The 23,752-nt window shown below is 58.6% G+C and carries 21 protein-coding genes; 13 read left to right on the top strand and 8 right to left on the bottom strand.

Going from position 1 to position 23,752, the window contains the following annotated elements:
- Nucleotides 1-13: 13 nt before the first annotated feature.
- Nucleotides 14-667: a cold shock domain-containing protein gene (locus LEPTO7104_RS38310; protein WP_071527247.1), complete on the bottom strand. Its 654-nt coding sequence runs from the start codon at nucleotides 665-667 to the stop codon at nucleotides 14-16.
- Between the two features lie 149 nt (nucleotides 668-816).
- Here LEPTO7104_RS38310 and rsmA point away from each other — a divergent pair, with 149 nt between their 5' ends.
- The 4 genes from rsmA to nth all read left to right on the top strand — a co-directional run bounded on the left by rsmA (nucleotide 817) and on the right by nth (nucleotide 4,668).
- Nucleotides 817-1,656, top strand: a complete 840-nt coding sequence (gene rsmA, locus LEPTO7104_RS0115175; RefSeq protein ID WP_017299431.1) for a 16S rRNA (adenine(1518)-N(6)/adenine(1519)-N(6))-dimethyltransferase RsmA — start codon at nucleotides 817-819, stop codon at nucleotides 1,654-1,656.
- Nucleotides 1,657-1,767: 111 nt separating this feature from the next.
- Entirely contained in the window at nucleotides 1,768-2,712 is a 945-nt protein-coding gene (gene ispE, locus LEPTO7104_RS0115170) for a 4-(cytidine 5'-diphospho)-2-C-methyl-D-erythritol kinase (protein ID WP_017299430.1), read from the top strand.
- 100 nt (nucleotides 2,713-2,812) lie between these two features.
- Nucleotides 2,813-3,904, top strand: coding sequence for an RIP metalloprotease RseP (gene rseP / locus LEPTO7104_RS0115165; RefSeq protein WP_017299429.1), 1,092 nt, complete (start codon nucleotides 2,813-2,815; stop codon nucleotides 3,902-3,904).
- Between the two features lie 74 nt (nucleotides 3,905-3,978).
- Nucleotides 3,979-4,668 carry an endonuclease III gene (nth, locus tag LEPTO7104_RS0115160; RefSeq protein ID WP_017299428.1) on the top strand — a complete coding sequence of 230 codons (690 nt, stop codon included), beginning with the start codon at nucleotides 3,979-3,981 and terminating at the stop codon, nucleotides 4,666-4,668.
- Between the two features lie 146 nt (nucleotides 4,669-4,814).
- Here the strand turns inward: nth and LEPTO7104_RS0115155 are convergent, their stop codons facing one another.
- Nucleotides 4,815-5,372 carry a helix-turn-helix transcriptional regulator gene (locus LEPTO7104_RS0115155; RefSeq protein ID WP_196358118.1) on the bottom strand — a complete coding sequence of 186 codons (558 nt, stop codon included), beginning with the start codon at nucleotides 5,370-5,372 and terminating at the stop codon, nucleotides 4,815-4,817.
- A gap of 441 nt (nucleotides 5,373-5,813) precedes the next feature.
- On the opposite strand from LEPTO7104_RS0115155, the gene LEPTO7104_RS0115150 reads away from it, so the two are divergent.
- The gene (locus LEPTO7104_RS0115150; protein ID WP_017299426.1) at nucleotides 5,814-6,854 is read left to right on the top strand and encodes a hypothetical protein; all 1,041 of its coding nucleotides are present in this window, start codon (nucleotides 5,814-5,816) and stop codon (nucleotides 6,852-6,854) included.
- Between the two features lie 20 nt (nucleotides 6,855-6,874).
- On the opposite strand, the gene LEPTO7104_RS0115145 is transcribed toward LEPTO7104_RS0115150, so the two are convergent.
- Genes LEPTO7104_RS0115145 through LEPTO7104_RS0115135 form a run of 3 tightly spaced genes read right to left on the bottom strand, consistent with a single transcriptional unit; the run spans nucleotide 6,875 to nucleotide 9,206 of the window.
- Nucleotides 6,875-7,807 (bottom strand): DMT family transporter, encoded by a 933-nt coding sequence (locus LEPTO7104_RS0115145; protein WP_017299425.1) that lies wholly within the window; start codon nucleotides 7,805-7,807, stop codon nucleotides 6,875-6,877.
- 53 nt (nucleotides 7,808-7,860) lie between these two features.
- Nucleotides 7,861-8,307 (bottom strand): TIGR02588 family protein, encoded by a 447-nt coding sequence (locus LEPTO7104_RS0115140; RefSeq protein ID WP_017299424.1) that lies wholly within the window; start codon nucleotides 8,305-8,307, stop codon nucleotides 7,861-7,863.
- Nucleotides 8,307-9,206: a TIGR02587 family membrane protein gene (locus tag LEPTO7104_RS0115135; RefSeq protein WP_017299423.1), complete on the bottom strand. Its 900-nt coding sequence runs from the start codon at nucleotides 9,204-9,206 to the stop codon at nucleotides 8,307-8,309. The genes LEPTO7104_RS0115140 and LEPTO7104_RS0115135 overlap by 1 nt, the downstream gene beginning before the upstream one ends.
- 156 nt (nucleotides 9,207-9,362) lie before the next feature.
- Here LEPTO7104_RS0115135 and LEPTO7104_RS0115130 point away from each other — a divergent pair, with 156 nt between their 5' ends.
- From LEPTO7104_RS0115130 to LEPTO7104_RS0115115, 4 genes are all read left to right on the top strand, one after another.
- The gene (locus LEPTO7104_RS0115130; RefSeq protein WP_026072242.1) at nucleotides 9,363-10,562 is read left to right on the top strand and encodes an IS4 family transposase; all 1,200 of its coding nucleotides are present in this window, start codon (nucleotides 9,363-9,365) and stop codon (nucleotides 10,560-10,562) included.
- Between the two features lie 232 nt (nucleotides 10,563-10,794).
- Entirely contained in the window at nucleotides 10,795-11,226 is a 432-nt protein-coding gene (locus tag LEPTO7104_RS0115125) for an FKBP-type peptidyl-prolyl cis-trans isomerase (RefSeq protein WP_017299422.1), read from the top strand.
- A 130-nt stretch (nucleotides 11,227-11,356) separates the two neighbouring features.
- Nucleotides 11,357-11,956, top strand: a complete 600-nt coding sequence (locus LEPTO7104_RS0115120) for a superoxide dismutase (RefSeq protein WP_017299421.1) — start codon at nucleotides 11,357-11,359, stop codon at nucleotides 11,954-11,956.
- 145 nt (nucleotides 11,957-12,101) lie between these two features.
- Nucleotides 12,102-12,317 carry a hypothetical protein gene (locus LEPTO7104_RS0115115; RefSeq protein ID WP_017299420.1) on the top strand — a complete coding sequence of 72 codons (216 nt, stop codon included), beginning with the start codon at nucleotides 12,102-12,104 and terminating at the stop codon, nucleotides 12,315-12,317.
- Here LEPTO7104_RS0115115 and LEPTO7104_RS0115110 read toward each other — a convergent pair.
- Together LEPTO7104_RS0115110 and LEPTO7104_RS0115105 are read right to left on the bottom strand one after the other, a co-directional pair.
- A complete protein-coding gene (locus LEPTO7104_RS0115110; protein WP_017299419.1) occupies nucleotides 12,310-15,318 on the bottom strand; it encodes a bifunctional diguanylate cyclase/phosphodiesterase in 3,009 nt (1,002 codons plus the stop codon). The genes LEPTO7104_RS0115115 and LEPTO7104_RS0115110 overlap by 8 nt on opposite strands.
- A gap of 181 nt (nucleotides 15,319-15,499) precedes the next feature.
- Entirely contained in the window at nucleotides 15,500-16,627 is a 1,128-nt protein-coding gene (locus LEPTO7104_RS0115105; protein WP_017299418.1) for a pyridoxal phosphate-dependent aminotransferase, read from the bottom strand.
- A 537-nt stretch (nucleotides 16,628-17,164) separates the two neighbouring features.
- Here LEPTO7104_RS0115105 and LEPTO7104_RS40150 point away from each other — a divergent pair.
- Both LEPTO7104_RS40150 and hetR read left to right on the top strand, forming a co-directional pair.
- Nucleotides 17,165-17,479, top strand: coding sequence for a hypothetical protein (locus tag LEPTO7104_RS40150; RefSeq protein ID WP_155523652.1), 315 nt, complete (start codon nucleotides 17,165-17,167; stop codon nucleotides 17,477-17,479).
- A 443-nt stretch (nucleotides 17,480-17,922) separates the two neighbouring features.
- Complete coding sequence (hetR, locus tag LEPTO7104_RS0115100) at nucleotides 17,923-18,840, top strand: heterocyst differentiation master regulator HetR (protein ID WP_017299417.1); 918 nt, start codon at nucleotides 17,923-17,925, stop codon at nucleotides 18,838-18,840.
- Nucleotides 18,841-18,969: 129 nt separating this feature from the next.
- On the opposite strand, the gene LEPTO7104_RS0115095 is transcribed toward hetR, so the two are convergent.
- Nucleotides 18,970-20,400, bottom strand: coding sequence for a hypothetical protein (locus LEPTO7104_RS0115095; RefSeq protein WP_155523651.1), 1,431 nt, complete (start codon nucleotides 20,398-20,400; stop codon nucleotides 18,970-18,972).
- 278 nt (nucleotides 20,401-20,678) lie between these two features.
- Between LEPTO7104_RS0115095 and LEPTO7104_RS0115090 the strand changes: the two genes are divergently transcribed.
- Both LEPTO7104_RS0115090 and LEPTO7104_RS0115085 read left to right on the top strand, forming a co-directional pair.
- Nucleotides 20,679-21,572 (top strand): DUF6492 family protein, encoded by an 894-nt coding sequence (locus LEPTO7104_RS0115090; protein ID WP_017299415.1) that lies wholly within the window; start codon nucleotides 20,679-20,681, stop codon nucleotides 21,570-21,572.
- Nucleotides 21,573-21,847: 275 nt separating this feature from the next.
- Nucleotides 21,848-23,620 carry a peptide ABC transporter substrate-binding protein gene (locus LEPTO7104_RS0115085; RefSeq protein WP_017299414.1) on the top strand — a complete coding sequence of 591 codons (1,773 nt, stop codon included), beginning with the start codon at nucleotides 21,848-21,850 and terminating at the stop codon, nucleotides 23,618-23,620.
- The last annotated feature ends 132 nt before the right edge of the window (nucleotides 23,621-23,752 follow it).

Below are 23,752 nucleotides of genomic sequence, written 5' to 3'. Positions count from 1 at the left end.
CTCAGTCATAGGCTTACCTAGGTGCTCTATGCCAGCCCGCCGCGATCGCGTCGGCCTCGGTGCAAAACCACCGTTCTCCCTCATCGAGGTGAATTTGTGTTCCCTCATAATCCTCCATGCCGGGAACGTGATAGAGCTTCTTTCCTGTTGAAATCGAGATATTTCCTTTGATAATGCAGTTGGGATCTATGACCGCCTCAATGGGTGTTGGAGGAGTGGTAGTCTCTGACGGCGGATTGGGTGAGACAGGAGGATTGGCGTCAAAGCGAGTCCAGACGCTTTTATAAACAGAGGGAACAGTAGAAGCTGCAAGTACCACCAGCCCAACAATGCCTGCGAGAGATTGAAGCCAGCTCGTTTGGTTGGGCTTGCGCCTAGCGGGCAGGGGGCGGGTCGTTGGAACTGGTCTAGTGATTTGTCTTTGGGTGATTTGTCTTGGGGCGGGCGTGACACCTTCAATGGAGGCTTTGGCGGCACGAACTTTACCGTCTGGTGCAGTAACTTTCTCGTATAAGATTGTATCTCCCACCTTTGGGCGGCGACTGGCATTTGGCAACGCGCTGATATGCAAGAAAATTTCTTTGCCGCCGCCATCAGGCTTGATGAAGCCAAAGCCCCGCTCATCTTTCCAGGTTGTCAGTTGCCCTTTGTGTGGAACGGTTGCCATCCAATAGCCTCAATCACGATTCCATAGTGCAGTTTTCCCCTGGTTTACCGTCTTGCTGACAGTCTAGAGCCAGACTATGAATCGCCTTGGCGCAACGTCCTGTCCCGAAGGGAGCAGCAGATCAACCCTCTAGCCCACTAAAATCAGCAATGTTTTCTCAACGTACTCGCAAGCGCTTTGGCCAGCACTGGCTTACCGACGAAAAGGTGCTCCACCGCATGCTGGAGGCCGCCGCCGTCACCCGGCAGGATACCGTGCTGGAGATTGGCCCCGGCACCGGAGCGCTGACCCGCTGGCTGCTGCCCCTCGCCAATGCGGTAGTAGCGGTTGAAATCGATCGCGACCTGATCCGCAAACTCAACCATCAGTTCGCCAAACACGACAACTTTCGGCTGGTGCCCAGCGACATTTTAGAGCTAGATATTGCTGCCGCCTCGCGGGACAAACACTTCGACTTTGGCCTGCCCAACAAGGTCGTCGCCAACATTCCCTACTACATCACCGGGCCGATTTTAGAGAAGCTGCTGGGCACTCTAGCCTCGCCGAACCCAGAGCCCTACGACATGATTGTGCTGCTGGTGCAAAAGGAGGTGGCCCAGCGGCTCTACGCCAAGCCGGGCACCAAAGCCTTTGGGGCGCTGTCGGTGCGGATGCAGTATTTAGCCGATTGTGAATTGGTGTGCCCCGTGCCCGCTCGCGCTTTTCAGCCACCGCCCCAGGTCGATTCGGCGGTGGTCAAGCTGACGCCGCGTCCCCCGGCTACCCCGTCCGATGACCTGACTGGGTTCGATCGCCTGGTAAAGCTGGGCTTTGGCAGCAAGCGCAAAATGCTGCGCAACAACCTCAAGGGCGTGATCGATCGCGACGAGCTGGAGGCGATCATGACTAACCTAGGCATCGAACCCACCGCCAGAGGGGAAGACCTCAGTGTTGAGCAGTGGGTAGCGCTGAGTAATACAATCCTGAAGCAGTCGTCATCATCAGGTTAAAGGGCGCTGACAAGGTTGGTGGGCGGTGCCCGCCCTTGTGGAACCCACGGGAACCAAGCAGGTGAGTTGCCTGCCCTACGGATACTCACACCATTCACGAAGGATCGCTCAATGCGTCTCTACTCGCTGCTGGCCGCCGCCAAAATCAATCTCTACCTCGAAATTGTGGGCAGCCGCCCCGACGGTTTTCACGAGCTGATTATGGTGATGCAGAGCATTAGCCTGTGCGATCGCATTACCGTGCGCAGCATCGGCGTAGACACCATTCGGGTACGCTGCGACCACCCCCTGGTACCCGCCGATGAGACAAATCTGGCCTACAAGGCGGCGGCGCTGGTGGTCGAGCGCTGCCCTGGGGTAATGGCCAAGCTGGGCGGCGTCGAAATTACCATCGAAAAGCAAATTCCGGTGGGGGCGGGCCTGGCCGGGGGGTCATCCAACGCCGCCGCCGTGCTGGTGGGGCTAGACCTGCTGTGGAATTTAGGCCTAACCCAAGCAGAGCTGCAAGATCTAGGGGCTGAGTTGGGATCGGACATTCCCTTTTGCGTGTCGGGGGGCACCGCGATCGCCACCGGACGGGGCGAGCAGCTCGATTCCCTGCCCGGCATCGACAGCCTGCACCTGGTGCTGGCCAAGTACGAGTCGGAGTTTGTTTCCACCCCCTGGGCCTACAAAACCTACCGGGCCGAATACGGCAACACCTATTTAGAAGATGTCCAGAGCTGGCAAGAGCGGCAGTCCCAGGTGCGATCGGGGGAAATGGTGAGGGCGGTCGCCCAGCGAAATGCCGGGGCCGTAGGCCAGCACCTCCACAACGACTTTGAGAAAATTGTGCTGCCTGCCCATCCCAAAACCGCTGCCCTCAAGGCCACCATGGCCGAGCTGGGCGGCCTAGGCACGCTGATGTCGGGGTCTGGCCCCTCGGTGTTTACCCTGGCCGAGTCGGCAGCCGAGGCAGAATCCCTGGCGGCGCAGCTGCGCCAGGCCCTACCGGATCCCGACTTGGGAGTATGGACGGCTCGGTTCCTGTCTGGCGGCGTGCAGCTGGGCAGCTAGCCCTAAGACAGAGAATGGGGCCGCCAGGGCAGCGCTAGCCGTGGAGGACAGGAAGCAGCGCTAGAATGGGGAGACTGTTCTTAACCTATCGGGTTTGTCTATGTCGGTTTTAGCTGCGATCGCGGTCATTGCCCTGCTGGTAGCCGTCCACGAGGCGGGGCACTTCATGGCCGCTCGGCTACAGGGCATCCACGTCAACCGCTTTGCCATTGGCTTTGGCCCCATTCTGTGGAAATACCAGGGAGCCGAGACCGAGTATTCCCTGCGGGCGATTCCCCTGGGCGGCTTCGTGGGTTTTCCCGACGATGACCCCGACAGCGACATTCCCACCACCGACCCCGACCTGCTTAAAAACCGCCCGATTGTAGATCGCGCGATCGTGATCAGCGCTGGGGTAATCGCCAATTTGGTGTTTGCCTATCTGGTGTTTGTGGCCCAGTTTACCGCCGTCGGCATTCCCGAAACCTTTAACCCCCAGCCCGGCATTCTAGTGCCCCAGGTCATCTCCGAAAGCTCCCCAGCAGGTCAGGCGGGCATTCGCCCCGGCGACATCCTGGTAGCCGCCAACGGCGAACCCCTAGGGGCGGGCGAAGAGAGCATTCCCTCCTTCATTCAGCTAATCAAAGACAGCGCTGGCCAGCCGGTAGATCTCACCGTACAGCGCGGTGGCCGCGAAGTAGATGTCTCGGTAACGCCCGAAATCGGTGCCGACGGCAAGGCGGTGATTGGCGTACAGCTTCAGCCAAATGGCGACTTCGGCTACCGCCGCCCTAAAAACCCCATCGAAGTCTTTACCCTGGCGGCGCAGCAGTTTCAAGATACCCTGGTGCGCACCGTAAAGGGATTTGTTCAACTGGTAACCAACTTCGGCGAAATGGCCAGTCAGGTGGCCGGGCCTGTCAAAATTGTCGAGCAGGGGGCAGGGCTGGCCAAATCGAGCGCGGCCATGCTGTTCCCCTTTACCGCCATCATCAGCATCAACCTGGCGATTATCAACATTTTGCCCCTGCCTGCGCTGGATGGCGGGCAGCTGGCTTTTCTGCTCATTGAGGCCCTGCGCGGCGGCAAGCCCCTGCCCGATCGCATTCAAGAAAACGTCATGCAAACCGGACTGGTGCTGCTGCTAGGGCTGGGTGTATTTTTGATCGTCCGCGACACCACTCAGCTCGAAATTTTCCAAAACCTCCGATAGGTAACGGTGCGACCTCAAGATGGCAGATCGCTACCAATCCACCCCCTACTCATCCACCCCCTACCCACCCCGCCATGCCCAACCAGCGGCGAGCCTCTACGAAACAGCGGGCAATTGAAATTCTCATGCGCCTCAAGCGACTCTACCCAGAAGCGCCCTGCTCCCTGGACTTTGACAATCCGCTCCAGCTGATGATTGCCACCATGCTGGCGGCCCAGTGCACCGACGAGCGGGTCAACCTGGTTACGCCCGCCCTCTTTGCCGCCTACCCCGACGTTTACGCCTTCGCCCAGGCCGATCTAGAAGATCTGGAGCGACTGGTAAAATCCACCGGGTTTTACCGCAACAAGGCCAAAAACATTCGCGCCGCCTGCCAAAAAATCATCACCGAGTTCAACGGTGAGGTGCCCGCCCGCATGGACGACCTGATTACCCTGCCGGGGGTGGCCCGCAAAACCGCCAATGTGGTGCTGGCCCACGGCTTTGGCATCAACGCTGGGGTCACGGTCGATACCCACGTCAAGCGAATCACTAAACTCCTGGGGCTAACCCAAAATACAGACCCCGTCAAAATTGAGCGCGATCTAATGAAGCTGCTGCCCCAGCCCGACTGGGAAAACTGGTCGATTCGGCTGGTGTACCACGGGCGAGCGGTATGCAACGCCCGCAACCCCAACTGCGCCATCTGCGAGCTGGCGGATCTCTGTCCTTCAGCCAAGGCTGCGCCGATCGCCAGTCCAGCCACAACAGCAATTACACCCTGAGGCGTTTTCGGTTCCAGGGGAGCGGCAATTCCACGCACAGGGCTGATGGGGAAAGTGCAAAGGCATCCCCCGCTTAGGCCATTGGCCATCAAAGCCCGGAGGAGCAGACTGCCCCGCTGCTCCTCCGGGCGATCGCAATCTCCCTCCTACCGCCGCCGTTTTTCATAAATGCTCTTCATGTGGCGCTTGACCGTGTTCAAGCTCACAAAGAGCTGAGCCGCAATATCGCCATAGGAGAGTCCCTGAAGCGCCAGCTGCCAGACATCGGCCTCTCGAGCCGTCAGCTGATAGCGATGGGCGTCAAAAGCCGCCCGCTGCACCGATAGCTCAGCCGGATTTTCCAGCGTAATCAGCAGGTAGGTGGACTCAGCCTCGCCCCAATCCACCCATTCACCATTGAGGTGAATACAGCCCTCACTACCGATATCAATTTCCTCGTGGAGCTGTAGGCGCTGGTCGGGGAACTCCTCCCGGCTTTCCAGCATGACCTTACACAGGGTCCGAATTTGAGACGGCAACGCCCAGAGATCTTGACCTCTCCAGCCAGATTTACGGCCAGATTTGCGGCCAGCTTTGCGGGGCGCAAAGGCAGTGCCAGTTTGCAAAGCCTGGCAGAGCGCCCTGGCTTTAGGGCTACTCTGCACCACCTGGCCCGACCGACTGAGCAGGAGTAAGCCCTGCGATGGAAATAACTGATCTAGCATCGTTTCGAACAGCACGGACAAAAAATCAATTGAAGCAGCCTGTCCCGAAGGACTAGCTGAGTCAACCGAAGCAATCGGGCTAGACGAAGACTGGCTATACATAGCCTGACTCTGAAATGGGTTGGTAGAATCAAACACCCTTCTGACCTCACAGTGAAATGGCATCAGCAGTGAATTGCAGGAAAGGGACATCTACAGGGAAGGGGTTAGGGGGCTGCAACTCAATCTAGGTACTACAGTGCCGCCAAACGTTGTCCCTAGCCAGGACTAACCCGCAAGGGTCTAAAGGTCTCGGTATCAGGGCTACAGGTCTCTGAAGCAGAGCAGCCAGGGGTGAAGTAGGGTGAAGTTTTTTTGATGTGTGCCCCGGGCAGCGTCACAATTTACTTCATCAGGGCACAAAAATATTACTGTCCCATTCAGCCCCGTCAGGAGGTTGTTATGCCCACCGTTCCCGCCGCTGGAGAGATCAATCATTGGTTTCCGTCGGAGGTTCAGCGTCGCTACGTAGATCAGGTGACGGGGCAGTCTGGCTTGACGCGGCGGCAGGCTATTTGCTTTGTCAGACTTTGGGCCTATGCCTGCTATCAAAAAGATCAAAGTCCGCTCCAGACCCTCAGCCCAGAGGTTAACCAACTCACCTGCTCCCACAGCGAAGCCGCCGATCTGTTTTATGCAGACCAGGCGCGGGGAAGCGAGCGCGCCGCTGGGCTGATGATCAATCAGCTGGTGAGAAAGCACTTGGTAAAACGAACGACCTTCGATGGCTATCCGTCTCAGTTGAGTTTGCAGATTCCGCCCAGCTTTCTGCCTCAGACCCCGCCTGACAAGCCAACCGAGGTCAAGGCAGATGCCTTTGATGCCCGCAGAGATGCCCCCCTCGTCGCGTCGTTTATGGATGAAAGCTACAGCTGGGTCAGCCAGCGCACCGAGGGTGCATCGTTTAAAATCACCCGGGTTCTGCGGCGATGGGCAACCCAATATCCCCAGGGATTGAGGGTGCTGAGGCAGGTCACGGATGCTGCGCCGGTTGGCTTTGCGGCCTTTTATCCCGCCCATCCCGACTCTGAGGCCATGTTTCACAGCCCCCCGAGTGCCAGTCTCCATCTGGTCACGCTCAATGATGCCGACCCGATTCAGCTGGCAGCGTCTGGTGATCCAGATTGCTACGTGGTGTTTGTGCGGGCCTGGCAGTTCAAACCCGAGTACTGGTCTTACTCGAATGTGTGTGAGTTCTTGGCAGATTCCCAGGCGACATTGAGCGCCATGCAGCAGGAGTTTCCCAATCTCAGCGATATCTATACCATCACAATTCATCCCAGCTTGGAGGCCTTTGCAGCGGCGCTGGGCTTTAAGCCCATGAAGGCAGATCTTGCCTCGTCGCTGCGGTGGTACTACATTGCCCTGGACAACTTTCTGGCCCTAGATGTGGATGAAACGCTGGTGGAGTTTGATTTCAATACGCCCTATTTATCGAGCTAAAGGACCGCGCGACAGGGCGACTAGGCAGGCTTAGTCAGGCTCAGCAGGCCCACGCTGACGGTCACGAGCAGAACCCCTAGCCCCTGCACCAGCGAGAGCTGCTCTTGCAGGAGGCCCCAGGCGAGCACGGCGGTCAGGGCCGGGTTGGCGGCCCCGAGCATGGAGGCAGCGGTGGCCCCCACCGTGCGAATGCCCAGGTTGTTGAGCACGTGGCCGGTCAGAGTCGCGATCGCCGACAGCAGCCCCCCCACCCACAGCGCGGGCCACAGCAGCCCCGCCAGATCGCCGGGCCACAGCAGCAGGCAGCCCGCCGACAGCACCAGGGTCACCGCAAAGCTAATGCCCGTAAACGGCACCGGGTGAAAGGTCTCAAAGGCCTTTTGGGCGATCACGGTGTAAAAGGCGTACACCACGCCCGAGGCCAGGCCAAAGACCACCCCCAGCCAGCTCTCGATCGCGGCCCCGGTCATGGGAATTGTCAGGGCGCTGCCCAGCAGAATTAGCGCCAAAATGCCCCAGCGGCTGAGGCTGGGGCGGTGGCCAAACCAGTACCAGGCCAGCAGAGCCGTGTACACCGGAAAGGTGAAAAACAGCGTTAGGGCAATCCCCGCCGCAATTCGCCCCACCGCTACGTACAGCAGGGCCAGGTACGAAAACATCAGCCCGCCGCCCACCAGAGCCAGGTAGAGTTCGCGGCGGTAGCTGGGGGAGCTCAGACGGCGCAGATCGCTCCACAGGGGAGGATATACCGGCGGCAGCAGCAGGGCCATCAGCGGCACCCCCACCGCCATGCGCATAAACATCAGCAAAAACGAGTTGGGCAGGGTCGGTTCCACAAAGCCGCCTGTCTCCAGCAGCCCCAGCAGGTTAGAGGGAACAAACAGCACCCGTGTAATCAGATTTTGGGCCCCAAAGCACACCGTTGCCAGCAAAATTAGAACGTAGCCGAGCATGCACCCCCCTTATTTCCATACAGGGATGCCTTTGCGCCCCACCCCAAAGCATTCTACGGTAGCCGATAGCTGGCCACCCGCACCACCAGATCGCCCCCCTGGGGATCGTGGGTAAACACAAAGCTGCCCGCCTTGGTTTCGTGGCCCGAGAGAAAGTCGATCTGCTGCTCGCCGGTTTCATCGTCTGCCCCAGCACTGTGCAGCTCAGCCGTCACCTGCACCATGCGGGCAATGCGGCCGCCGGTATTGGTAATGGCAAAGGGCACGTAGTAGCGGCCATCGGTGACGCGCACCGCCTCAGAAACCGCCACCGCAAAGGCGGGCGGGCGATTTTGGTTGGTCTGCCAATCAAAGAGAATCAGCCCCACCAGCACCAGCAAAATCACGGAGGCCACCACAAACGTCAGCCACTCGGCGGCAGAGCGTTGGGCAAAGCGGCCCGAGGCTTCGCTGGTCGCTGGAGCAGAATTTGAACTGGCGGAAGAATTTGGCAAATCCATTAGATCAGGATACGCCCTGCGGCCCCGCCAATGGAGGCGGGCAGGCCCAAAACTAAGACATCTCTCAGCCACTCAGGCCAGGGGTCGCTGGGGTTGAGCTGCTGAAACAGCACCAGCATGGTCACCGAGGCCAGCAGCGCCACCAGGTAGGCCACCAGGGTTTCGGTCATGGGGCTAAACACCAGCCCCCGCTGCCGCCGCTCGGTGCGATCGGTAAAGCCCGAGGCAAACACGATCGCGTAGGAAAGACCCAGGGATGCCGCCATAATCAGCAGCAGCCACAGGGGCGGCAGGGCAGCGGCCAGCAGCGGCACTTCCTCGGTGGGGGCAATGCTAAAGGCAATCAGCACCGCGCCAATCAGAGCGGCGTCAAAATCGACCAGGGCATCGCGCAGATTGGCCAGGGTAGGGGAGACCAGACGGCGCGATAGGGGAGCGGTGGTGCGGCGATCGCGCCCCCGATTGCCCTGCAGCGTTGACCTCGCCAGGGCCACCCCCAGGGCAAAGGGCACCGCCTCAAACACCACCTTGCCCAGCCCCTCGGCCAGGGGGGTATCCAGGGTGATGCGCCGCAGCAGCACCAGGGCCAGCGTCGCGCAAACAACCCCAATAGCTACCGCCTCAATGCTTTCTAGAAAGACCTCTAGGGGTTGCAGAGTGAGGGTTTGGCGAAACCCTTCGACCTGGGTGAGTAAGCCTACCACCACCAGGGTAGTGGCCAGCACCAGCAGCAGCCAGCGGGGGCTCGTGGCCTCGCCAATGGCCCACACCTCAACGGTGTACAGCAGCGGAATACCAAACAAAAAGCCCCCTGCCGCCCCCTGCAAAATAGCCTGAAACTCTGCCAGCCATGGGTTGGGGGTAGCCTGATCACCGACGCTGTCTATGGGCTGGCCCATGGTAAAGGATCTCTGGAATAAGCTGGTTGGGCATTACCTGTCTGTGGTTACAGCCTTAACGGGTGACAAGGGCCATCAACATCATACGGTATAAGGGTTTGAGACAATGGAGGGGCAAAAAAATAGGGAACCCCAATGCGGCTCCCCCTAATCAATATGTTTCCTGCATTCTACCAAACCACCCTTCGCACCCACCTGAGTGAAGCCCAGTACTTGACCTTGCAGCTGTTGTTGCTATTGCTACAGGCCCACCGACAGGTCAAACTCTCGGTGTTAGCCAGCGTCTTTCCTCAGCCGATTCAGTATCAAAGTCGAAAACGCAACTTACAGCGATTTTTAGCGCTGCCAAAACTTACCCTCAAGGTGCTGTGGTTTCCACTGCTCAAGTATTGGATTCGGCAAGTGCAAACGGGACGGGGGTTGAACCGCGACCAACGCCGCCGTCTAAGAACGCTCAAACATCATCAATATGGCTATTGGATTCTGGCTATCGACCGCACGGAATGGAGAGGACGGAATATCTTTATGGTCAGCGTGGTATGGGGGACTCACGCCTTACCCGTCTATTGGGAGTTGTTAGGGCAGACGGGCAGTAGTGACCTAACAACGCAACAGCGACTCCTCAAAACGGCCCTATCCTTGTTCAAGTCTTATCCGGTGCTCGTGCTGGGTGACCGGGAGTTCCATAGCCCTAAACTGGCGGCCTGGTTGGATAAGCGAGGGGTGTTCTTTGCGCTCCGGCAGAAAAAAGCGCTTCATTTCCAAACCGATTCTGAAGGCGACTACCGTGTGCTCAGAGACCTGGGCTTCCAGCCAGGACAGTCTCGGTTTTATCAGGGCATTTTGTGCAATAAAGGCGATGGCCTTGGCCCCTTTAACTTAGCCGTCTATTGGAAGCGAAAGTACCGCCAAAAGGGGCCTAAAGAGCCCTGGTATATCTTGTCTAATTTGCCTACCTTGGCACGAACCTTAGCGGTCTATCGGTGTCGCTGGGGCATTGAACAGTTCTTCAAAGATTGCAAGACGGGCGGCTATCACCTGGAAAATGCCAAGGTGAATGACTCTCGGTTTTTAGCCTTAGTGTTGCTGATCGCCTTGGCCTACAGTTGGGCCACGATGTATGGGCAGCAGATGAAACACCTCGGGGTAGAGCAGTATGCTGGGCGTATCCAAGAGCACCACGACAAGACGCCTCGCCAGAGTGATTTTAGTCTCGGCCTCTATGGCCATCGCTGGATCTATGCCATGGAATTATGGGCCGACTGGGCGCGCCACCTGATAGCACTCAAACCCCACAAACACCGCTATTTTCAGCGAGGTTTCTATGCTCTATCCCTGATGCAGCAAGCGCTTTAGGTATGTTGTCACCCGTTAAGGGTTACAGCATACCAAGGGGTTTAACGATCTAAGTGCGCTGGAGGCAGGGGCACTCGGTTGGGCGCACAGCCCGAAACCTTAGGAAAATCTCTAGTATTGCTGGGGTTCCATCAAATGCCCGTTAGCGTGAGTGTGAAAGTTTGCGACTAGCGTTTGCGACCTATAAGAAAAAAGAAAAGCAAAAAGCCCCATTCATCGCAAGGATAGTGCTATGACCCAGGCCAAGACAGGCGATAGCGTTTCGATTCACTACACCGGCAAGCTCGAAGACGGCACCGTGTTTGACTCATCGCGCGATCGCGCCCCCCTAGAGTTTGCGATCGGCAACGGCGAAGTCATCCCCGGCTTTGAGGCCGCCGTCGTGGGCATGGCCCCCGGCGACGCCAAAACCGAGGTAATTGCCGCCGAAAACGCCTACGGTCCCCACCGCGAAGAAATGGTGATGGTGGTCGAGCGCCGCCAAATCCCCGATGATATTCCCCTCGATGTTGGCATTCAGCTCCAGCTCCAGGGCCCCCAGGGCCAGATGGTGCCGGTCATGGTCACCGATGTATCGGAGGCCGATGTCACCCTTGACGCCAACCATCCCCTGGCAGGCGAGACCCTAATTTTTGACATTGAACTCGTGGCGATTCAGGGCTGAGTCGATCGCCGCGCTAGGCCCAGATCTTAACCTGGTCAGGGCTTGAGCCTATCCCCCTCCACCCCAGGGGGATAGTTTTTAGCAGGGGGTACACCGTATGATGCCACTGGCTTTTACCCCAGGAGTCCCCATGGCCTACGAACTACCCGCGCTGCCCTACGCCTACGATGCGCTCGCCCCCTATATCTCCAAAAGCACGCTCGAGTTTCACCACGATAAGCACCATGCTGCCTACGTGAGCAAGTACAACGATGCAGTCAAAGGCACTGACCACGACAGTCAGTCCATTGAGGACGTGATTAGGGCGATCGCTGGCGACAGTTCTCAGCAAGGCCTTTTCAACAACGCTGCCCAGGCCTGGAACCACACCTTCTACTGGCAGTCGATGAAACCCAATGGCGGTGGTCTACCCAGTGGCGATCTGGCCACCAAAATTAATGCTGACTTCGGCAGCTTTGACAAATTCAGCGAGGCGTTTAAGCAGGCTGGTGCAACCCAGTTTGGCAGCGGCTGGGCCTGGCTGGTGCTCGACAACGGCACCCTCAAGGTGACCAAAACCCTCAATGCCGACAACCCCCTCACCGCCGGGCAGGTGCCCCTGCTGACAATGGATGTGTGGGAGCACGCCTACTACCTTGACTACCAAAACAAGCGCCCTGACTACATTGAGAGCTTTCTCAAAAGCGTTGTGAACTGGGATTTTGCCGCCAGCAACCTCGCTGCAGCCTAGGCTGGCGGCTACGCTAACGCTGTAGCTCTTTAACCTCCGGGGGGCGATCGCAGCCGCCCCCTGGAGGTCAAGGCACAAGACCCAGGGTTGAAGGTCTAAGCCAGCCCCGGAGCCTGAGCGCAAACCTTATCGCTGAAAACACCCTATGCTGTTTGCCGACCCAGATTTCCCCCACGTGGTGCTCTCGTTCACCTATCGAGGCTTTTGCCTTGAGCTAGACCAAAGCACAGAAAACGGCATTCCCCTGTATGCAGTGTGGGCCACCCACGACACAGGCTGTGCCGTAGCGGTGCCGGGGGTGGTGAGTCGGTCGGAGGCCATCTATAAGGCCAAACGCTGGGTAGATCGTCGGCTTAGCTGATCGAGTGAGGGCGGTAGTAGGCACTGGCCTGCATAAGCCAAGCCTCTACGTCGGTGGCGGTTTGGGGTTTGCCAAACCAGTACCCCTGCCCGTAGTCACAGGTCAACCGCTTGAGGGTGCTGACCTGTTGAGGGGTTTCAATGCCTTCCGCGATCGCCCTAAAGCCGAGCTGTCGCCCCAGGTTGATAATGGTGTGCACAATTTTTTCGTGGCTGGGGCTGGTGTCCATCTGGCTGACAAAGGAGCGATCGATTTTGAGGGTGTTGATGGGAAACCGATACAGATAGCTCAGGGACGAATAGCCCGTGCCAAAGTCATCAATGCTGAGGGCAATACCCCGCCGCCGCAGGCCGTTGAGCACGACAATGGTTTCGTCAATGTTGTCAATTAGCATGCTCTCCGTAATTTCTAGCACTAGGCTGCCGGGGGAGAGGCCGGTCTTGGCGAGCACCGCATCGACCTGTTCTAGCAGTCCGGTATTGTGCAGCTGTAAGGCCGATAGGTTTACGCTCACGGTGAGCGTCTCGGCCTGAGCGTAGATGCGCTGCCAAACCACCATCTGCTGACAGGCCAGCTCCAGCAGCCAGTGGGTGAGCGGCACAATCAGGCCGGTTTCTTCGGCTACCGGAATAAAGCTGCCCGGCATCACCAGACCGTGCTCTGGGTGCTGCCACCGCACCAGGGCCTCAAAGCCTTTGACCGCTGAGGTTTTCAGGTCGACAATAGGCTGGTAGTAGAGCACAAACTCGTCGCGATGGTCGAGTAGGGCGCGGCGCAGTTCGGTTTCGAGGATAAGGCGGGCGATCGCGCGATCGTGCATGCCCTGATCAAACACCTCATACCCATCGCGCCCGCTAGCTTTGGCGCGATACATGGCGGTATCGGCATCGCGAATGAGCTCTGAGGCCGACTGATAGCTGGCATCGCCCATCACCAGCCCCAGGCTCACAGTCGCAAACATCTGGTGGCTGCTGAGCTGAAACGGCTGGCGCAGCATCTCCAAAATTTGCTCGGCCATGGCCTGGGCCATCTCAAAATGGCCCACATCCTCCAGCAGCACAATAAACTCATCGCCCCCCAGGCGCACCGCCAGGTCGACGGGTCGCAGCACGGCCTTGAGCCGACTAGCCACCTCCATCAGCAGCTCGTCGCCGATCAGGTGGCCCAGGCTATCGTTCACCACCTTAAAGTGGTCGATGTCTAAAAACAGCAGGGCAAAGCGATAGCCCAGGCGCTGGCGCGCCTGGGTTAGAGAAGCCTCCAACCGCTCCTGGAGCTGCTTGCGGTTGGGCAGACCAGTCAGTCCGTCGTGGCAGGCATCGTGCTCAAGCTGGCGGCGCATTCTCACCTGCTCGGTGACATTGCGCGAGGCGGTCTGAAGCTGCACCACCGCCCCCGTGCCGTCGACAATCGGACGGGTGAACGTCTCTAGCCAGAGGTAGTAGCCCCGGTGATGGCGCATCCGGCAAACCACCGGGGCGATGTCTGAGATCGGCTGATCGGTATGCAGCTCCAGATAGCGCTGGCACTGGGCCAAATCGTCAGGATGAACCAGACTACAGGGGTGCAGCCCCAACAGCGCCTCTGGCGCATAGCCCAGCAGCCACTCCACCGAAGGGCTGACATAGAGATAGGTGCCGTCCAGGTCGTGCAGGCAGATCAGATCGCTCATATTTTCAGCCATCAGGCGAAACAACGCCGTTTGCTGCTGAATTTCAGTGTTAGCACGCTCTACCTCAGCTTTAGATTGCTGTAGATCCCCAAACGACGCCTCCAACCGCTCTGCCATGCGGTTAAAGGCCTGGGCCAGCCCCTCCAGCTCTTGCAGCCCCATGGGGCCAATGGCCTGGTTCAGGTCGCCGTCGGCAATGGCCCGCGAGGCTGAGTCAAAGGCACTTAGAGGCCGGGTAATCCAGCGGCTGGTGTAGAGGCCAGAGGCGATCGCGCCGGCCAGCGCCAGCACACACAGAGCAATGGTATTGCGGCGACTGGCCTTAATCTCGGCCATGAAATCGTCTTCGGGCATAATCACGACAATCAGCCAGTCAAGGCCATAGCCATCGCTGAGGGTAGCCACCTGCATAAACTGTCGTTCGTGGTTGAGCCAAAACTCGGCCTGCTCGGGTTCAATGCGGCGGCCGTCTCCCCCCGACTGGTTAAGCAGGAGCTGGGCACTGGCGCGAATAGACGGGTCCGGGCTTGTGACCGCATAGGAGCGTTGGGGGTGGCCCTTTACCACCGTATAGGTGGCGGCATCGTTGGAGGTGGCCACCAGCAGCCCAGAGCGTTCCATCACAAAAGCCTGACCATGCTCACTGATGGGCATCTGCCGCAAAAAGCTGCTGATCTGGGTGAGAAAGAAGTTGTTGCCCAACACCCCGACCAGTTTGCCTTTGTTGTCGTAGACCGGCCTGGAGGTAGAAATAGCCAGCACCGGGTAGGCGTGATAGGGAAAAATTTCGCCCCACACCGGCCCCCCTGCCTGCACCGCCGCCCGGTACCAGGGGCGGGTTTGAGTCTGCCAGCCGGGGGTCGTCTGTAGGACAGTGGTGGGTTGGCCAGTTGTCTCATCCACCTCCGCAAACTGAATCTGATTACCGAGCGACGGCCCCGCCCGCATGATCTGGTGAGAGGTCTGTCCCAGGCGGGTATGGCCCACAAACTCGCCGTTGGCGTTGCCAAAAAAGATCGAGTCGATGTGGTCAAACGTGCGCGACTGCTGCATAAAGTGGCGAAACAGACTGGCCTGGTCGGTCGGGTCAATCTGGCCCAGGGCAATGGCGTCGAAGTTGAGCTGGTTGACTAAATGGGAGGTGGCCAAAAAGTCCTGGAGCTTGTACTGAATGTGGTACGAAACCGAGGTGCGCAGCTGGCTGGCCACCTGATTCACGGCCCGCTGTCCCTGGAGCATCGACAGCCACCCCGTCAGCCCTACAGCCGCCGACACCTGGATTACAAAAGGCACCACTATCAGCAGCCGCAGCGGAATGCGGCTGAACATTCTTCGGTTTAGCAAGGCAGATAATTGTTGCCCCATGTAGCAGGTAATACCGGTAGCTGCATTAAGTATTCCTGCCCAAAGGCAAAACTAAGCCATCGACATCACAATTAACGAAGCAAACACAATTGACGCCAAAGCAAAAACACGCGACAAAGTAGGGGCAGTCTCTGCCCTGGCGTTGCTACAAACGTGCTTTAACGAACGATTCGAGACGATCCATGCCGTCCAGAATGGTCTCCATGCCCGTGGCGTAGGAGATGCGGATGGTGCCCTCAGACCCAAAGGCTATGCCCGGAATGGCGGCGACGTATTTCTCATCGAGCAGGTGGGTGCAAAAGTCGAGGGAGGGCACACCCAGCGCGCTGATATCTATATAGAGATAAAAGGCTCCCTCGGGTTCGCCGCAGCTCAGGCCGCCAATAGTGCGGCAGCGGTCGATGATAGCCTGTCGTCGCTCGGCAAAAGCTCGGCCCATTACGGCGACACAGTCTTGGGAGCCTTCCAGGGCGGCGATCGCCCCGTACTGGGCAAAGGTGCACACATTGGAGGTGCTGTGCCCCTGCACCGTGGCCACTGCCTTAATCAGGTCTGTTGGTCCAGCCAGGTAGCCCACCCGCCAGCCAGTCATCGAGTAGGCCTTGGCAAAGCCGTTGCTAATAATGGTGTGCTCAAACGCCTCCGGCGACACGGCCCCAATGCTCAGATGGGTGGCGCCGTCGTAGAGAATTTTCTCGTAAATTTCGTCTGACACCACCCAGATATCGGCCTCGACCACCACCGCCGCCAGGGCGGCAATTTCGGCTGGAGAATACACCATCCCCGTGGGATTAGATGGGGTATTGAGAATAAACAGCTTGGTTTTAGGCGTAATCGCCTGGCGCAGCTGCTCCGGGGTAATTCGGTAGTTTTGCTCAGCGGTGGTGGGCACAATCACGGGCGTGCCCCCCGCCAGCTTGACCATTTCAGGGTAGCTCAGCCAGTAGGGAGCGGGGATGATGACCTCGTCGCCGGGTTCAATTAGGGCCATCATCAGGCCGTAGAGGGAGTGCTTGCCGCCGTTGGTGACAATCACGTTTTCAGGGCCGTAGCAGAGGCCGTTGTCGTGCTGAAGCTTTTGGGCGATCGCCTGGCGCAGGGCCGGTTCACCCGCCGCCGGACCATAGCGAGTTTTACCCTGATCGAGCGCCGTTTTTGCCGCCGCCTTGATGTGGTCTGGGGTATCGAAGTCGGGTTCGCCAGCGCTAAAGCTGCATACCGGCAAACCCTCAGCCTTCATCGCCTTGGCCCGAGCCGAAATCGCCAGGGTCATCGAGGGCGTTACACAGGTCACACGGTTTGCCAGGGCTAATCGGGGCACGGCTACACCTCAAGGAAGATTGGCTACAGGCTGATCCCAAACGGCAGTGCGTCAGGAGAACAGACCTCTGATCTGGACTCAGTTGCGCAAACCACAGCTGCGCGGGCGCGAATACGCTGCACAAACACATTCTCAATAGATTAGATCGTTTATCCAGTTCTGACCATTGCAGCCAGGGTTTTTCCGCGATCGCAGACACCGATCAATCCAGCGCCCCTAATCTCCCTGTTCCTGCCCTTAACTTGCGATCTAAGAAGATTGCGTAAACCCCTATCCGCCTGCCCGACCAACTTTCGGACCCTGGCAACTGGCCTCAAACCCTTTCAGAGCCGTTGCCCCAGCCTCTTACTTCCAGCGCCAATTTCAGGGTAAATCGGTGCTAGGGACTACTAAATTTTAGAAATCCGCAGATTTACGGATAAAGATTTTCCTGACTGACGGTGGGCGGGTTTGTAACTAGGACTAGAAGCGCTAACAAGGCCACGCCCTATGCACCCTTCCTCCAACCATTCCCTGATGACTCCTCTGGCCTACGCCGTTAGCCTAGGCCTGCTACTGTCTACCGCACCTCTGGAGCTAACTGCCATGCTCCACTCCCATTCTGCACACAGCCTACAGGCTATTAGCCGTTCCGAGGATGATCGCGGCAGCGGTCGGCTCAGCCGAGTGCCTGCGATCACGAACTGGCTCAGCTTTCGCGGCAGCGGTCGGGTCGATCCTGAATCTCCCGGATCTTCTTCCGTTTGGCATGGCTCCCTGGCCTACCGTGGCAGTGGCAGAATAACCGAGCCAGAGACCGCCTAACGGTAGCCGGACTATCGGCTGCCGTCAGCGGTCTTAATCGCGCGGCCCCAGGCGTCCAGAGCACCAGTTCCAGGTGGGAGCTGCCCCTAGGGGCGATCGCGCGCCAGACCTGTCTTTGGCTCAGCAAATTTACCGCCCAAATTTGTGCACAGATGTGGTTAAATTTGTCGGTTTTTGCGTCACACTTAAGATGAATCAGGGGTTTAGTAAGACTGTATTGATGTCTGTACGGCTAAAGTAGCCGTATCAAACACAAAGCTTTATCAAATCACAAGTATTTATCTTAAAATTACAGGCCCATATATTCTTATCGGGCTTTTAGACTAAGCTGTATTTGCTATTTCTGGCGATTTTCAGCGGTTTCGCACCCTTAGCAGCGTGGGCTGCGCCGCCGCCTGTTGTTCTGAGTTTTCCCAAGTCCGATGGCTGAACCTCTTCTTTCTATGCCCTTGTCTTCCCTGGCGGTAGAAGACGAAGAGCTCATTCGCCGCCTTAGCCCCAGCGCCATCGACCAGATCTTGCTGTATATCGCCTTTAGCGCTATGCGCACCGGTGGTCATCGCCACGGCGCCTTCTTAGATGCAGCGGCTACCGCGGCCAAGTGCGCCATCTACATGACCTACCTAGAGCAGGGCGAAAACCTGCGGATGACGGGCCACCTGCACCACATCGAGCCGAAGCGGGTCAAGGCCATCGTTGAAGAAATGCGCCAGGCTTTGACTGAGGGCAAGCTGCTCAAAATGCTGGGCTCCCAAGAGCCCCGCTACCTGATTCAGTTTCCCTACATGTGGCTACGGCGCTACCCCTGGCAGCCGGGGCAGTCGCGGGTGTCGGGTACCTCCCTGACCAGCGAAGAAAAAACCATCCTAGAAAACAAGCTGCCCAATCCCTGCCCCGACGCTCGCATTATCAACTCTTTTCAGTTTCTAGAGCTGATCGAAATTCTGCACGAGAAGTCCCAGGATGACTGGCCCACCGAACACCGCGTGCCCCTCAGCGAGGCGCTGGCTGAACACATTCGGCGACGGCTCATTTACTCGGGCACCGTAGCCCGCATTGATGCCTCCTGGGGAGCTTCCTATTACGGTCTGGCTCGGGCCTCCTACGCGCCGGTTGACGACCAGGAGCGGATGTATGCCATGGTTGACGATACGGCCCAGTACTTCCGCATGATGCGGGAGTGGGCCAACGGCATTCCTGGCACTATGCGGGTGCTGGAGGAATTAGACATCCCCGCCGCCCGCCGCGAAGCCGCTCTGCAGGAGCTAGACGAGGTAATTCGCGCCTGGGCCGACAAGCATCACCAGCCCGGTGGTGAACCAACGCTACTCCAAATGGTGATTGGCCACCATCTGAAGTAGCCCTGGGCTATCTCAGCACAAACCCTATCAGTGGCCCTATTTGCTTAGGTTGAGCAGCAAGTAGGGCCACCGGGTTTAAGTTAGAGTATTCAATTCAGGTAAGGGCGGGCCTTTATCAACGGCGCGCCCTTACCGGCGGCGTACGGTGCGACCAAAGCTAGGTAGCTCAACCGCAGCGATGGACTTAATTTTTTTCTGCGATCGCAGGGGATAGACCAGGGGCGAGGGGGATGCCTTAGCGCTGGGCATCAGATAGGTGGGCAGTGCCGGAGCGGAGGCCACCACCGACGGACCGGGCGCAGCCACAGGAACCGGGGCAGGGGTCTGGGCTGTAGGCTGTGGCTCAGGCGGCGCGGCTTTAGCGGTCGGTGGGACTGGCTGCACGGGCGCCATTGGTTCGCCCCAGGGAGATGGTTCAGTAAAGACGGATGCCGGTCCGCCCACAGGTTCGGCCACAGGCGGGGCTTCTAGCCAGGGATCTGGCGCGGGCTGAACCGGGTCAAGCGCTGTCGGCTCGGGGTTGGCGACGGAAGCCGGGGCAGGCGATGAATTGGGAGACAGAGCAGCTAGCTGTTCGGCTAGATCTAGCCTTGACTCTGGAGCCCTGGGCAAATCGGGGGGGGAGGCCTGTGCCGACACAGGAGCGGGGCCAGCACCCCGAAGACCGCGCAGCAGGTGGGTGAGGCTGGGGTTATCGGTCACGGCCCCCGCCCCCGCCGACCAGGGCTGAATTTGCTGCGATCGCGGCATGGTCACGGGCTGACCTGGAACCTCCAGACCAGCGGTGTCTAAAAGCTGCCCTTGAACAGCGGCGGAGCTGGCCGGGGGCGACCCGGCCATGTTCAAACACTTTTCTAAGGCTGCCTTGAACTGTAGGGTGTAGCGCTGCTGACGGTGGAGGCGCGCCTTGAGATCGCGGCAGGTTTCTTCGGCCTGGTGCAGGGCCGTATTTTTTTCGCTAAAGCGCTGCTGCAAGAGGGTGCACTCGCGCTCGAGCTGGGCAACGCGCTGCTGGGTGACCTCTAGCTCGGCCTGGAGGGTCTCATTGTGAATCGTGGTGCGCCGCAGACCGTCGTTGGCAATGTCAAGCTCGCTCAGCAGTTGGGCAATCTGCTGCTGCACTGGCCCAGGCGTGGCCTCTACGGGCAAACCACCGGGCTGAATCTGGGTTCGCTCAATCTCAGCCTGGAGAGCGACCTGCGATCGCTCCAGGTCATCTTCCAGCTCGGTGACGCGCAGAAGCAGGGCATCGTTGCACTGGTTCAGGTCTTGAATCAGCTGCACCAAATTTTCTGGAGCAGGCTCGGCAGCACCCTCGACATCCCCCGCCGCAGGCATTAATTGGTCCTGTGCGGCCGCAGGCAGAGAGGCATCAGCGGCGACCAAGGGTTCAAACGAGTCGGCCAGGGGCAGCTGACCAGGCAACGCCACCGGCTCCCAACCCTCCTCCGCCGGAGAAAAGGGCTGCCCCATGAACTCCTCGCCACCATTCTGCAAAGGGGTGGGCGGAGGCGTGTCTTGGGGATCTGGGGAAGCGCTCGAAGCCGTAGTGTCAGTCATAATTTTGCCTGATCCTGGTCGCGTAGTCTCACACGTAATACTCAACCGCTAAGGGGGCTGTTGACCCCTAAGAGTAGCTAATTTTGCCGATTTATTCACTTTATTTCTTGAGTGTTTGATTACACATGGCTGTTTTATGCTCTTAGTCTATCCTTTACCTCCCCTTTTTCTGGGTTAGATATGGTCATAGATGGGAAAAAAGTGCCTATTAAGCCCTTTTTCGCCCCCGGCATTAGCCCGCGATCGCCGCCCGTCTCGACCCTTTTTTAGCCACCACAATGCCTTCCCCTGCGCCCCCGGCCTTCGCCCTTGCCACCCCCAGCTACGGGCCCGACTACGATCGGTGCAAACTCCTGGTAGAAAGCGTTCGCCGTTTCAGCCAGACCCCCATACGGCACTACATTATCGTTGACCAGCGAGACTACTCACAGTTTAGATCGCTAGCCAGTGCCAGCACCGAAATTCTGACTGCTGAGGCGCTCCTGCCGCCCTGGATTCACCGCTTCCCTCTGGTGCGCAAGGCCTGGTTGAGCTTTAAAACCCCTCCCATCCGCAACTGGATTGTCCAGCAGTTGGTCAAGCTGTCGTTCGCCCAAAGCGCCCCGGAGACAACTACAATTTTTGTCGATTCAGACGTGGCGTTTCTGCGCCCCTTCAGCCTGGCGCAGTTTACCCACGGGAGCCAAACCCGGCTGTTTCGAGTGCCAGAGTACTACACCCCCGCCTTCGATCCGCTTTATGCAGCGGCCTATCGCCTGCTGGGGCTTGGGGGCTACCGCAGCGGGGTGGCGCGGCCTAACTACATTGGCAATCTGATTAGCTGGCGGCAAAACCATGTCAAAGCCCTGGGCGATCGCCTAGAGCAGCTCTGGGATCGCCCCTGGATTGAAACCCTGGCCCGATCTCAAACCCTGTCAGAATATATTCTCTACGGAGTATTTGTGGATCAGGTGCTCGGCGATGCCGCCAGCCATTTTTATGACTACTCCCCCCTGTGCCACGAGTATTGGCAGCCCCAGGCCCTCAGTGACCAACAGCTGGCCGAGTTTTTTGCCGCTGTCCAGCCCAGCCACATTGCGGTTATGGTGTCGGCCAAAGCCCGCATGGCTCCCCATCGCTATCGCCGCTACCTCGACCGCTACCAGGCCGCGCCGCCAGCGGTGGTGTCCTAGGCGCAGCAGTGCTTTTGTGGCTAAATCCACGGTATTTGATCTATATCGATCTAATCTACTCAATCTATACGGGCAGCCGAGGTGCTGCTCGCCCCAGGTCGGTTGTAGATTTCCGGAAATCCGATCGCCACCCCTGATAGACATAGGGGCAGAGCGCGATTGTCGCTCCTGGCCGCGATCGCCCCTCAGCCTCAGAACTACCTAAATTGTCTACCATGAGGTGCGGGGGTGACGCTGCAGCACTGTCGTTTTTGGGCTTAAATAGCTGTAATTTAATGATCAGATCAGGGTTTCGCACTGCACTCCTGGTGGCCGCCGCCGGGATAGCCTTAGCCATTGCCGTTGCCTGCGGCCAATCGACCAACCTGTCTACCACGCCGCCAGCGGAGACTGAGGCCATTGCCCAGGGGCAAGAGCGCGATCCACAGACTCTGCGCTTGCTCTACAGCCCAGCTGTGGTTACCCTTAACCCCCATCTGGCCACCGGCTACCAAGACTTCGAGGCGGCTCGTATTGTCTACGAACCACTGGCCAGCTACAACCAGGCCGGGGAGTTGGTGCCCTTTTTGGCTGACGAAATTCCGTCCGCAGAAAACGGCGGCGTGGCGGCCGATGGCACCTCTGTCACCTGGACCCTGCGGCCTGACGTCACCTGGACCGATGGCAAACCCTTTACCGCCGACGATGTGGTTTTTACCTTTGAGCTTATTCACAATCCGGCGGTAGCCGCAGCTACGGCCCAATACTACGAAGGGGTCAAGAGCGTTGAGGCGATCGACAACTACACCGTCAAAATCACCTTTAACCATCCCACTGCGGCCTGGTCAGTGCCTTTTACCGGCCAAACTGGGCTGATTTTACCCCGCCACATCTTTGAGCAGGCCAACGGCCCCGACGCCAGGGCGGTCCCGGCCAATCTCCAGCCGATGGGCACCGGCCCTTACAAAGCCCTAGGGTTTGAGAGCGGCACTGTCCTTTACGAGCCCAACTCCAGCTATTGGGGCGGGCGGCCTGCCTTTGAGCGAGTCGAGTTGCTGGGGGGCCTTGCCCCCTACGCCGCAGCGCGGGAGGTGTTGCAAACCAATGAGGCCGACTTTGCTCAAAATCTACAGGTTGAGGCCGAGGCCCTCAGCGAGCTGGAAACCAATGCAACCGGCCACGTTACCAACCTGTTTGGCCCTCAGGTAGAGCGCATCATGCTCAACTTTGCCAACCCCTTTGCCCGCACCGAGGATGGGGAGCGCTCTAGCCCTAAAATTCCGCACCCCTACTTCAGCGATCTGCGGGTGCGCCAAGCGATCAACCTGGCCATCGATCGCGACACGATCGCCAAAACACTCTACGCCAGTGCCGGTGAGCCCACCGCCCAACTGCTGGTAGCCCCCAGCGACTATCAGTCTAAGTCGGTGACCTACACCTACGACCTGGCGCAGGCCAAAGCGCTGCTGGATCAGGCAGGCTGGGTTGATACCAATGGCGACGGCCTTCGCGACAAGGGCGGCGTGACGCTACAGGTGTTATTTCAGGCAGCGGTAAACCCCGTGCGCCAAAAAACCCAGGCGATCGTCAGCGACAGTCTTAAAAAACTGGGCATAGACGTAGAAATTTCGCGGGTGCGCCTGGACGAGTTTTTTTCCGGCGATCCTAAAGACACCCGCAGCCTCAACCACTTCTATGCCGACATGCAGATCTACTCCACCGGAAACGAAAGCCCCGACCCCAGCACCTACATGGGCTGGTGGACCTGCGCCAACATTGCGTCTCAGGCCAATCAGTGGCAGGAGCCCAACAACGCCCGCTACTGCAATCCCGCATACGATCGCCTCTGGGAAGAGGCGACCCAAGAACTCGACCCCGATCGCCGCATCGAACTCTTTCGGCAAATGAATGAGCTACTGGCCAAAGACGTCGCCGTCATTCCAGTGGTGCACCGGGCCATGACCAACGCCGTCAGCAACCGCCTCGCCAATGTTGAATTTACCCCCTGGGATGCCAGTACCTGGACTATTAAGGACTGGCATCCTGCCGCAGACGCCGCCGGATCTTAGCCCAGCGGCAATTCAATCTGAAGCGCCTCTTTTGGGCAAGGGCAACACCGGGCAGCGCCCAATATTTTGTGGCAATTTTGTGGTTTTCTGACGTAGCCGAGGCAGAATGGTTATCTGTAGCAATCGACCAAC

It is taken from the genome of Nodosilinea nodulosa PCC 7104 (assembly GCF_000309385.1).
Taxonomy (GTDB): domain Bacteria; phylum Cyanobacteriota; class Cyanobacteriia; order Phormidesmidales; family Phormidesmidaceae; genus Nodosilinea; species Nodosilinea nodulosa.
Note: the sequence above shows the minus strand (reverse complement) of the source record. Positions and strands in the feature narration are given on the sequence as shown.

What these genes read in the sequence shown, in the direction of transcription:
- LEPTO7104_RS38310 (WP_071527247.1), bottom strand. Translation starts at nt 667, where the DNA reads ATGGCAACCGTTCCACACAAAGGGCAACTGACAACCTGGAAAGATGAG.
- rsmA (WP_017299431.1), top strand. Translation starts at nt 817, where the DNA reads ATGTTTTCTCAACGTACTCGCAAGCGCTTTGGCCAGCACTGGCTTACC.
- ispE (WP_017299430.1), top strand. Translation starts at nt 1,768, where the DNA reads ATGCGTCTCTACTCGCTGCTGGCCGCCGCCAAAATCAATCTCTACCTC.
- rseP (WP_017299429.1), top strand. Translation starts at nt 2,813, where the DNA reads ATGTCGGTTTTAGCTGCGATCGCGGTCATTGCCCTGCTGGTAGCCGTC.
- nth (WP_017299428.1), top strand. Translation starts at nt 3,979, where the DNA reads ATGCCCAACCAGCGGCGAGCCTCTACGAAACAGCGGGCAATTGAAATT.
- LEPTO7104_RS0115155 (WP_196358118.1), bottom strand. Translation starts at nt 5,372, where the DNA reads ATGCTAGATCAGTTATTTCCATCGCAGGGCTTACTCCTGCTCAGTCGG.
- LEPTO7104_RS0115150 (WP_017299426.1), top strand. Translation starts at nt 5,814, where the DNA reads ATGCCCACCGTTCCCGCCGCTGGAGAGATCAATCATTGGTTTCCGTCG.
- LEPTO7104_RS0115145 (WP_017299425.1), bottom strand. Translation starts at nt 7,807, where the DNA reads ATGCTCGGCTACGTTCTAATTTTGCTGGCAACGGTGTGCTTTGGGGCC.
- LEPTO7104_RS0115140 (WP_017299424.1), bottom strand. Translation starts at nt 8,307, where the DNA reads ATGGATTTGCCAAATTCTTCCGCCAGTTCAAATTCTGCTCCAGCGACC.
- LEPTO7104_RS0115135 (WP_017299423.1), bottom strand. Translation starts at nt 9,206, where the DNA reads ATGGGCCAGCCCATAGACAGCGTCGGTGATCAGGCTACCCCCAACCCA.
- LEPTO7104_RS0115130 (WP_026072242.1), top strand. Translation starts at nt 9,363, where the DNA reads ATGTTTCCTGCATTCTACCAAACCACCCTTCGCACCCACCTGAGTGAA.
- LEPTO7104_RS0115125 (WP_017299422.1), top strand. Translation starts at nt 10,795, where the DNA reads ATGACCCAGGCCAAGACAGGCGATAGCGTTTCGATTCACTACACCGGC.
- LEPTO7104_RS0115120 (WP_017299421.1), top strand. Translation starts at nt 11,357, where the DNA reads ATGGCCTACGAACTACCCGCGCTGCCCTACGCCTACGATGCGCTCGCC.
- LEPTO7104_RS0115115 (WP_017299420.1), top strand. Translation starts at nt 12,102, where the DNA reads ATGCTGTTTGCCGACCCAGATTTCCCCCACGTGGTGCTCTCGTTCACC.
- LEPTO7104_RS0115110 (WP_017299419.1), bottom strand. Translation starts at nt 15,318, where the DNA reads ATGTTCAGCCGCATTCCGCTGCGGCTGCTGATAGTGGTGCCTTTTGTA.
- LEPTO7104_RS0115105 (WP_017299418.1), bottom strand. Translation starts at nt 16,627, where the DNA reads ATGACCCTGGCGATTTCGGCTCGGGCCAAGGCGATGAAGGCTGAGGGT.
- LEPTO7104_RS40150 (WP_155523652.1), top strand. Translation starts at nt 17,165, where the DNA reads ATGCACCCTTCCTCCAACCATTCCCTGATGACTCCTCTGGCCTACGCC.
- hetR (WP_017299417.1), top strand. Translation starts at nt 17,923, where the DNA reads ATGCCCTTGTCTTCCCTGGCGGTAGAAGACGAAGAGCTCATTCGCCGC.
- LEPTO7104_RS0115095 (WP_155523651.1), bottom strand. Translation starts at nt 20,400, where the DNA reads ATGACTGACACTACGGCTTCGAGCGCTTCCCCAGATCCCCAAGACACG.
- LEPTO7104_RS0115090 (WP_017299415.1), top strand. Translation starts at nt 20,679, where the DNA reads ATGCCTTCCCCTGCGCCCCCGGCCTTCGCCCTTGCCACCCCCAGCTAC.
- LEPTO7104_RS0115085 (WP_017299414.1), top strand. Translation starts at nt 21,848, where the DNA reads ATGATCAGATCAGGGTTTCGCACTGCACTCCTGGTGGCCGCCGCCGGG.